Annotated in this window: 8 protein-coding genes and 1 pseudogene; 5 read left to right on the top strand and 4 right to left on the bottom strand. The window is 61.2% G+C overall.

The window, feature by feature from the left end:
- Nucleotides 1-108 precede the first annotated feature (108 nt).
- Nucleotides 109-1,440: a type II toxin-antitoxin system HipA family toxin gene (locus QZY06_RS09760; RefSeq protein ID WP_295683471.1), complete on the bottom strand. Its 1,332-nt coding sequence runs from the start codon at nucleotides 1,438-1,440 to the stop codon at nucleotides 109-111.
- Complete coding sequence (locus QZY06_RS22190; RefSeq protein WP_367275604.1) at nucleotides 1,437-1,691, bottom strand: helix-turn-helix domain-containing protein; 255 nt, start codon at nucleotides 1,689-1,691, stop codon at nucleotides 1,437-1,439. The genes QZY06_RS09760 and QZY06_RS22190 overlap by 4 nt, the downstream gene beginning before the upstream one ends.
- Nucleotides 1,692-2,436: 745 nt before the next feature.
- Between QZY06_RS22190 and QZY06_RS09755 the strand changes: the two are divergent.
- Both QZY06_RS09755 and QZY06_RS09750 read left to right on the top strand, forming a co-directional pair.
- Nucleotides 2,437-2,559 (top strand): annotated as a pseudogene (locus QZY06_RS09755) (transposase); the annotation flags it as partial.
- 78 nt (nucleotides 2,560-2,637) lie between these two features.
- The gene (locus tag QZY06_RS09750) at nucleotides 2,638-3,108 is read left to right on the top strand and encodes a helix-turn-helix transcriptional regulator (RefSeq protein ID WP_295683475.1); all 471 of its coding nucleotides are present in this window, start codon (nucleotides 2,638-2,640) and stop codon (nucleotides 3,106-3,108) included.
- A gap of 16 nt (nucleotides 3,109-3,124) precedes the next feature.
- Here the strand turns inward: QZY06_RS09750 and QZY06_RS09745 are convergent, their stop codons facing one another.
- Both QZY06_RS09745 and QZY06_RS09740 read right to left on the bottom strand, forming a co-directional pair.
- Complete coding sequence (locus tag QZY06_RS09745; protein ID WP_295683468.1) at nucleotides 3,125-4,114, bottom strand: 2Fe-2S iron-sulfur cluster-binding protein; 990 nt, start codon at nucleotides 4,112-4,114, stop codon at nucleotides 3,125-3,127.
- A gap of 3 nt (nucleotides 4,115-4,117) precedes the next feature.
- A complete protein-coding gene (locus QZY06_RS09740) occupies nucleotides 4,118-4,987 on the bottom strand; it encodes a LysR family transcriptional regulator (RefSeq protein ID WP_295683473.1) in 870 nt (289 codons plus the stop codon).
- Here QZY06_RS09740 and QZY06_RS09735 point away from each other — a divergent pair.
- Genes QZY06_RS09735 through QZY06_RS09725 form a run of 3 tightly spaced genes read left to right on the top strand, consistent with a single transcriptional unit; the run spans nucleotide 4,877 to nucleotide 6,465 of the window.
- Entirely contained in the window at nucleotides 4,877-5,179 is a 303-nt protein-coding gene (locus QZY06_RS09735) for a hypothetical protein (protein WP_295683476.1), read from the top strand. The two genes, QZY06_RS09740 and QZY06_RS09735, sit on opposite strands and share 111 nt — an antisense overlap.
- A 39-nt stretch (nucleotides 5,180-5,218) precedes the next feature.
- Nucleotides 5,219-5,431 carry a hypothetical protein gene (locus tag QZY06_RS09730; RefSeq protein WP_295683467.1) on the top strand — a complete coding sequence of 71 codons (213 nt, stop codon included), beginning with the start codon at nucleotides 5,219-5,221 and terminating at the stop codon, nucleotides 5,429-5,431.
- Complete coding sequence (locus QZY06_RS09725) at nucleotides 5,431-6,465, top strand: 2Fe-2S iron-sulfur cluster-binding protein (protein ID WP_295683464.1); 1,035 nt, start codon at nucleotides 5,431-5,433, stop codon at nucleotides 6,463-6,465. The genes QZY06_RS09730 and QZY06_RS09725 overlap by 1 nt, the downstream gene beginning before the upstream one ends.
- Nucleotides 6,466-6,824 lie beyond the last annotated feature (359 nt).

The raw sequence follows: 6,824 nt of genomic DNA, 5'->3' as shown, positions 1-6,824 counted from the left end.
TTATTCCCGTATTAGTTGCTTTGCCTGCGGTGTGCATTTAGATGAACACATTGAACCGCAGCGAGTAGTTCAAACAGATATCCGGAAGCCACGCACCGCGGCCGTGGGCTACTTCCCCTTCCGCATGAGCTCCGAGCGCCCAATCACCGTTTTCGTGGTCACGAGTTTGGGCGGATCCAGAAAGCCGGTCAGGGCCTCCGTGGGATGCCAATCGCCCAGGGCATACATGCGTCGATCTCGTAAACCCGAGACCCCCTCTCGCCAGGCGAGCAGCATCCGTTTACCGATGTCATCGAAATCCTGGTGAGTCTTCATCGCTTCACGAACCTGCACCGCCGTTTCTGAAACGGCATCGCTGATCGCTTCGATGATTTCGGTTTGAACCTTGACCGAGATGCCAAAGATCTGCGTGATGAATTTCTGGAGCGCCTTGCCGGGCTCCCAGGTCTTCTTGCCCATGAAGCTGATCGCTGGCGGATTGTGCTGATAGCCCGCGTAGACCACCGTGGTCAGCATGTCGTAGACCGGCGACAGGTGCACGTCAGCGCGTGAGGTGTACAGCAGCGCGAGGTTCTTGGCGTGGCAGTCCGCGTTACGAAGCGCATAGGTCAGCAACAAGGTCGTGGCGAGTTGCCGGTTTGTCTGCAGGCGTTGGGGACCTGGCACATGATCACGAACGGCTTTGCCGATCCGCTCCCAGGTGGTGTCGTACTTGGCGGCCGGACGCAGGCCCAGCAGGGCGCAAAAGTCCTCCATGCCCCAATGCGGTTGTCCTTGATCGTCGACATCGAAGCGATCGACGACCAGCGCTTGGCCATCCTGCGAGACCTGCACCCGTGCCGTCGGCGTCACCTTGGCGGCGACCTGCATGCAGAGGTATTCGTTGAGGGCGATGAAGGGCAGGGCGCTGGATGAGCCTTTGACGATGTGGCGCCGTGTCAGCAGGCTGGCTTTCTGGTGCTGGCCAATCGCCACCGGCTCCTTTTGAGCATCGAGAAACTTCGGCACGATCCCCGAGACTCCGCTGGTCGCGTGCTGGCGGACCAATTCGGCGAAGGCGGCTTCCGAGTTGTCGCCCTGAAGCAAGGTGGACACCTCGATCGGCTGCGGCGGCTCATCGAGTTTCGCGCCCGGTGCAGAGACCTGCAGCCGGCCGACCATGTTTCGGCCGACGACCGACAGCAGGGCCGTCGGGCTGGCGCCAATATGCGGACCAAACTGTTCTTGCAGAACCTGAAGCAGGTAGCCCTCTGGTAGGTTCATCTGGAAGACCGGCGGAAGCTGGTCGTCCCAGGTATAAGACTCAGTGCGGATCGGCATCGTGAGCGACACGAAATCGTCGGTGGCGCTACCGGCGTGATAGGTCAGCACGCTCTTGAAATCGCCGGCCGGCTCGAGAACAGCCACATCCCGGCCGAGCACATGCACGGAGAGCTTCACGCGGCGCCCCGCTCCTTACGCAGCTCATCCAGCGACCCTGAAGTGCCCTCGGATACGAAGTGCAGTTCCATGCCCAGTACTGCGAGCACTGCGAGCAGCTTCCGAGAGCCAAACTCGGCCGAACGCCCCCGCTCGAAGCGCGATAGGGATTCTTGCGCGACGCCCGACCGCGTGGCGACGTCACCCTGCTTCAAGCCTAGAGCCTGACGTCTGATAGCAACCGCCTCACCGAGCTCTTGGAGGGTCTTCATTTGATATATATGTCAAAAAATATGAATAATATGATTTATTTTGACGTAAATATCAAATAAAGAAGGTGCGAATGCGATGATTCAGAGTTAACCCAATTCGACCATGACTACCCGTTAGCCCAACTTCCGATGTCGCCCGCCTGACTTGCTCGTTGGGAGGAGCCCCAATATGAGTCACGGAGCCCGCTTACCCCGCGCGCCGTCGGCGCCTTAAGTTCGCCTTGACTGCCCTGTTGCTTGCGTTGATCCCAGGCTGGGTCCTTGCGGTAACCCGCAGATGCAAAGCGCAATTGATTGCCGGGCCGAGCCCTTCCGCCAGAAGCCGATTGTTGGCGCCTTGATCGCAGCGACCAAGAAGCAGCGCCGTTCGAGATCTAGGCTCCGAAGGATGGCGCCGCGTCTGGTCAGGTCGTTGAGCAAGACACCTCGAAGAGCTCCGGCGCGAACCGTTCCTTGACGAATAAGGTTTATCACCGTCGCGAAAAGACGATGGCGTACGAATAGTCGAGACTCGCGGTCGACGAGGAGCCATGACGCGCCACGGAGACGCGGCAGGACCCTCGCCGGGAAGGAGGAGGTGTCGAACATGTACGAAGCCAGCAATCTCGAGCTAAGCACGGGCGGCAGGGCAGTGACGGTGGAGATCGTTCCCCGTACCGAGGACGCGCATCCGCTTGCTCACATCCGGTCGCTCGTCGACGATCTCTGCGATGGAGCCCCGGATGCTGCAGCGCGGCATGCACCGCTGATTCGAGCAGCCCTGCTACAGGCGCTGTACTCGTTCCCCACGGACGAGCAATTGCTGGAGCAACTGCGTTACAACGCGCTCTACCGCTGGTTTGTCGGCCTGCGCGGCGGCGAATCGCTATGGTGCGAGTCGGATTACGCCGGTGCGCTGGATGCGTTGCGCAGCGACGAGTCCGCCGCGGCACTGTTCCGCCGCGCCGTGGACGAGGCGCGCGCCTATGCGGCCTTGGTGCCTGGCAGGTTTCGGATCGACACCGCGCTGATCGAAGCCTGGGCACGACCGCCAGCGCCAACGCCTTCGAACGGCGTGGACTGGTTCCGCTCCGACGCCGCGCGAACCAGCCGCCTCGATCGGGCTCGTTCGGTGATCCTGCGCAAAGTCGCCGATCCCAAGCTCGATGCCGACACAGTTGCCGCAGAACTCCACATGTCACGCCGCGCCTTGTATCTACTTTTCGAGCGTTGCGGCCTGACTCCTGCACGTGCCATCCGCGAGATTCGTCTCGACTGCTGCTTTCGCCTGTTGCGCGATGAGCGCTATTGCCACCGCAAGATCACGGACATTGCGATGGATCACGGATTCAAGCATTTCGCATCATTCTCGCGTCAGTTCAAGATGCGCTACGGCATTTCTCCAAGCGCGGTGCTGCCGTCGATCGCCAAGCACTGAAGCCCAAGCACCGACTCTAATTGCCGTAGGGATGGAAGGGATCAGCGTGGAGATGGTCCTCGTCGATTCCGCGCCGGCGCAGCAGATGTACCGCGGCATCTACCGCGAACGGTGAGCCATACAGATTGGCTTGCCAGTTTCTGAAGTGGCTGAAGTCTGCTTCCAGAACTTCGGTCAACAGACCTCGGCGCAGACCGCGTTTCAGCTGACCGTAGGCGACCACGAGATGTGAGGCGCGCAGGTTGGGAACTGCTTCCAGAGCTGTTGAAAGCTCGTCGAGTCCATACAGGTCCTCGCGCGACATGAAGCTGGTGTAAACATGAACTGGATTCTGCAGACGCGCCGCGGCGATTCCGCGCAGAACGGAAAGCAGTGGACCCAGGCCGGTGCCGGCCGAAGCCAGTAGCAGCGGCCCCACATGCTGTCGGCGTAGCCAGGCGACGCCATAGGGCGCACGAAGGCGCAGCATCGTGCCTGGCTGGAGCCGTTCCGTGATCAGCTGGCTGGCGCTTCCCTGGGGATGGATGCGAATGTGGAAACGTAGTTCGTCGTCGCCCGGCAATCCAGAGAGGGAATAGACGCGTGACAGTCCGCGGCCGAATTCCAGTTCGACAAACTGGCCAGGCGAGAACTGCAGGTTGTCGGTATTGCTGAGGCGCAGCAGGCGGACGTTGTGGGTGATCGGCTCAATTCCCAGAACATGAGCGCGCAGTCGCCGTGACGGATGGATCACGGGCTCGCCGGCATCGGGAATCTCGATGGCGCAGTCCTCCGCCGGCGAACTCTGGCAGGCGAGCAGATAGCGCGTGCGACATCCGAACAAGGGCCGCGGTGGACGGCCGGACTCGACCACGTTGCCGCGCAGCAGCTTGCAGCGGCATAGCCCGCAGCGTCCGTCCTCGCAGCTGTAGGAAATCGGCAGCCCTTGCGCACGCAGGGCGGGCAGGATCAGTTCCCCTGGCTTGAGGTTCAACACGTGGTTGCCAGGGCGAATGAGGACTTCCATGCTCTAGGCGCTTCCTTGAGCCTGGTCGGAAAACAGCTTGAAGATCAGTCGTCGCAGCCATTGGTTGGCGGGATCACGTTGCAGGCGCGCATTCCAGAAGACGTCGATCGAAATTTCGGGAAGCGCGACCGGGTGAGGCGCGAAGCTGATGCCGAACGGGCGCCGCAGCATCTCGGCCAGATTCAGCGGCACCGTTGCCACCAGATCGGTCGCTTCGAGAATGGGGCCGACGGCGTCGAAGTAAGGCACCGTCGTCCGGACCCGACGCTCGATGCCCTTGCGCTCCATCAGACGGTCGATCTCGCCGTGCCCGGAGCCCTGCGAGACTGCGACATGCTCGCAAGCAATGAAGTCATCGAGGCTGATCGAAGGCTTTCTTGATAGTGGATGGTCCTTGCGAAAGGCCAGGACGAAGTTCTGCCGGAACAGGCGTTGTCTGAAGAAGTTGCCCTGGAGCTGGGGCATCAGGCCGATCGCGATATCGATCCGGCCCGTCTCCATGTCTTCCTTGAGGCTGGAATTGACACTTCGTGCAACGGTGATCCGCACGCCTGGTGCCTGCTGACAGACATGCACCAGCAGGGAGGGCAGAAAGAACATCTCTCCGAGATCGATCAGTCCGAGCACGAAATCCCGATGCGCGGTGGCCGGATCGAAGTGGACCTGATGGTTCACGACCGTACGGATCGCATCGATCGCATAGGCGATGGGTTCGGCGATCTGCTCGGCCAGCGGCGTCGGCAGCATGCCTTGCGCGGTGCGTTGGAACAGCTCATCGCCCAACAGGCCGCGCAATCGCTTCAAGGCATTGCTGACTGCCGGCTGCGACACGCCCAGCGATTGCGCCGCGCTCGAAACACGGCGCTCGATCATCAGCTGATGGAAGACACGAAGCAGCTTGAGATCAAGATCATTCAGGTTCATCAGACGCTCGGTGGGTTAGGCTCGCGCTCGTTCCCATTCGCCAATCTGGGCCCGGAGTCTGTCTTCTATTACGGACGAGCAGACATCAAGCACGTTTGCGACAGTGGCCGGTGTTTGCCGCCGCTCCGCCACGCGCAGTAGTTTCCTCCACTACCGAGTCGCAGTGCATTCACCGCGATGATGACTTCCATCATCTCGAGCTTATTGAACCTTGCACTGCATTTGCCGATGCTGTCGGTATTCAAGATGACGTGTGTAGGGACGTATGAACGAGAACAGAATGCGCTGCGACTCAATGCTGGAATCGGACTTGGCACGCTGATGCGCATCAAGCCGTTCGGCTGCGCTCGGAATCGTGCCCTTGATTGCAGCGGACAAGGAGGACTGCGCTGATGTCCGCGGAAGGTGGTGCCGCAGGCTATAGCATCCGCTTCACCGACGGTGGGCCGGAGTTCGCCTGCATGCCCGGCGATACCGTGCTGCGTGCCGCGCTTCGCAGCGGAATCGGTTTGCCATACGAGTGCGGCTCGGGTGGCTGTGGCACCTGCCGCGTGCAGCTCAGGAGCGGCGAACTCGAAGATCTGTGGCCGGATGCGCCAGGTTTGACTGCACGGAGCCGCGATCGGGGCTTTCGGCTGGCCTGCCAGTCGCGTCCTCACTCCGACTGCACGATCACCGTACGTGTACCGCTTCGATCCGACCTGGAACATCGGCCACGGCAGCGAGCTGCTGTGCTGGTATCAAAGGTCGCCTTGACCCACGACATCACCGAGTTCGTGTTCAGAACGTCCGATCCTGCCGAGTTCCTGCCCGGACAGTTCGCCTTGCTGAGCCTGCCCGGGGTGACCGGTGACCGTGCCTATTCGATGTCGAACCTGCCGAACGAGCAGGGCACATGGAGCTTCGTCATCAAGCGGATGATCGATGGCGCGGGTGGTCGCGCCCTGTTCGATGGCATGGTCGTCGATGACGAGATCATGCTGGATGGTCCTTACGGCCTGGCGCATCTTCGCGCCGACAGCACGCGCGACATCGTCTGCATTGCCGGCGGCTCCGGCCTGTCCCCGATGCTGTCGATCCTTTCGGCTGCGGCGCGCTGCGGGCCTCGTGAACGCAAGCTCGATTTCTTCTATGGTGGCCGCCGTCCTGCCGACCTTTGCGCGTCAACGATGATCGAGCGCGACGCGCTGCTGCATAAACGCGTTTCCTGCTTCAGTTCGATCTCTGATTCGACCTACGCGGAGCCTTGGGGTGGCGCACGCGGCTTCATCCACGAGGTCGCTCGCAGGAGTATCGAAGCAGGTAGCGACCCGACCAGCAAGGACTATTACTTCTGCGGTCCGCCAGTGATGACCGATGCCGTGCAGCGCATGCTGCTCGATCTGAAGGTGCCGGTTTCGCAGATGTTCTACGACCGATTCGTCTGATCCTGCGCTGAGCCGTTCAGGCTTGGCGCTCCGAGTACAAATACTCGAGGCCGCGGGATCGAAGTTGGCGCAATGCCGAACAGGACTATCGGCACACCGCGATAAGTCGCCAACTGCGCATCAACTTCCGCTGGCTGGGATCCCGGTCCGCCTGCCACTGCAGCAGACCGGGTTCCCATTCAGATTCTGGTCAGATTCCGAGCGATTGCCGGAACTTCTCCGCAGCTTCTTTTGCGTTGCTGGCGGCTTCCGGTGAATCTGTCAAAGCGGCGCAATAGGCGTCGACTGCAGCATCGGCGAGCGGCGTCCATTTCGCGACCCAGCCACGGATCACGTCGGCATTGCCTTCGGTACCCAGC

Source organism: uncultured Nevskia sp., assembly GCF_903885465.1.
Lineage (GTDB): Bacteria > Pseudomonadota > Gammaproteobacteria > Nevskiales > Nevskiaceae > Nevskia.
Note: the sequence above shows the minus strand (reverse complement) of the source record. Positions and strands in the feature narration are given on the sequence as shown.